The organism is Pseudonocardia pini (genome assembly GCF_013870575.1).
Classification (GTDB): Bacteria; Actinomycetota; Actinomycetes; order Mycobacteriales; family Pseudonocardiaceae; genus Pseudonocardia; species Pseudonocardia pini.
On record NZ_JACBXB010000992.1, the window covers coordinates 1 to 1,679 of the forward strand.

Below are 1,679 nucleotides of genomic sequence, written 5' to 3' on the forward strand. Positions count from 1 at the left end.
GAGCGCCGCTTCGCCGTCGGCCCGCACACCACGGTGAAGGTGGCGGGTGCCTTCACCCGCCCCGGCATGAACGCGCAGAGCCTGCGCTACAACGACGCCGTCGCCCGGGCGGTCCTGCAGTCCCTCGCGAGCGCAGCCACCGCGGCGGCCTGAGCTTCCCGAGCGGTCCGCAGCCCGGGAGATCGCACGCCGTCTCCGGGGCTCGAGCTCGTAGGCCTCGGCGTTCAAGATCGCACGTTTCGTGCTCTCAGCGCGGCATGATCACGGGTTGGGTGCACTCAGCGCGGTGCGGACAGCGCTGAGCGCACACAACTTCGGGCCGCGACCGAGTGCACTCCCTGATCGGGCGACTCGGACCGCGCCTCAGCGACCCAGGCCGCCCGCGAGCACCCGCAGATCCTCAGGCGCGCGCCTGCTCCGCCTCCTCGACGGCCTTCTCCGAGGCCGCCTCGGCCGGGATCGTGCCGCGACGGACCTTCGTCACCGACGTGGCGACCGCCGCGATCCACACCGCGATGATCACGACGTAGATCGACAGGGACACCGCCCCGGGCGCCTCGAGCGCGCGGAGGATCGTGCGGGCGTTGGTGAAGATGATGATGCCGCCGACCGCGGAGCCGAGCACCGGCGCCGGGACCTTGGTGACGAGCCACGCCGCCAGCGGCGCGGCGAGTACCCCGCCGATCAGCAGGCCGCCGATCGTGAAGGGGTCCAGCACCTCGGAGCCGAGCCCGATCAGGAAGCCGACGCTGGCGGCCAGCGCGACGAGGAACTCCGAGGTGTCCACCGAGCCGATGACGGTCCGCGGCGCGGTCTTGCCCGCGGTGAGCAGCGCCGGGGTGGCCACCGGGCCCCAGCCGCCGCCGCCCGAGGCGTCGATGAACCCGCCGACGAGGCCGAGCGGGGAGAGGAACTTGGCGCCGTGCGGCGACTTGCGGGCGGTGGCGACCCGCGGCGGGCGGATCGTGAACCGGACCAGGATGTAGACGCCGAGGGCCAGCAGGATGCCGGACATGTACGGCGCGGCGTCGTCCGTGGCCAGGGCGGACAGCGCGGTCGCGCCGAGGAAGGCGCCGATCGCGCCCGGCACGCCGAGCTTGAGGACGAGCTTCCAGTCGACGTTGCCGAAGCGCCAGTGCGAGGCGCCCGCGGCGAGGGTGGTGCCGACCTCGGCGAGGTGCACCGAGGCGCTGGCCGTGGCCGGGTTCACGCCCGCGACCAGCAGCAACGAGGTGGAGGTGACGCCGTAGGCCATGCCGAGGGCGCCGTCGACGAGCTGGGCGCCGAAGCCCACGAGGGCGAAGACGATGAGGGTGCGCATGAGTGTTCTCTCGAGGTGGGACGTGACGCTCGCGCGCCGGGTCACGGCGTGGGCGTGGGCGGACGGGACCGGGAGGAGCGGTCAGCGACACAGCTCGTCGAAGGCGTGGCCACGCCTCGACGGCCAGAACGTCTCCAGGTCCGACGGCCGCAACGGGCGCAGCGCGACGACACCGGCGGGCAGGCCGGGGTGGGGCGTCGCGGCGGACATGACCACCATGGTGGGTGCCCGATCGGGTGACCTCAACCGGGAGTCCGGAATGCGGAAGTCGCCGAGAATGTCCGGACCGTTCCGCGTGTCCGGGGTGGTCACCGGGTCGGCACGAGAAGGTGGCGGGCCGCGGCGACGTAGCGCTGCA

At 73.3% G+C, this 1,679-nt stretch carries 2 protein-coding genes; both read right to left on the minus strand.

Annotation, left to right across the window (positions count from 1 at the left end):
- Nucleotides 1–400: 400 nt before the first annotated feature.
- Nucleotides 401–1,321 (minus strand): sulfite exporter TauE/SafE family protein, encoded by a 921-nt coding sequence (locus H5J29_RS31730; protein ID WP_181784609.1) that lies wholly within the window; start codon nt 1,319–1,321, stop codon nt 401–403.
- An 81-nt stretch (nt 1,322–1,402) separates the two neighbouring features.
- On the minus strand, nt 1,403–1,679 hold a 277-nt coding region (locus H5J29_RS34520; protein ID WP_220188188.1), incomplete at its 5' end, for a hypothetical protein.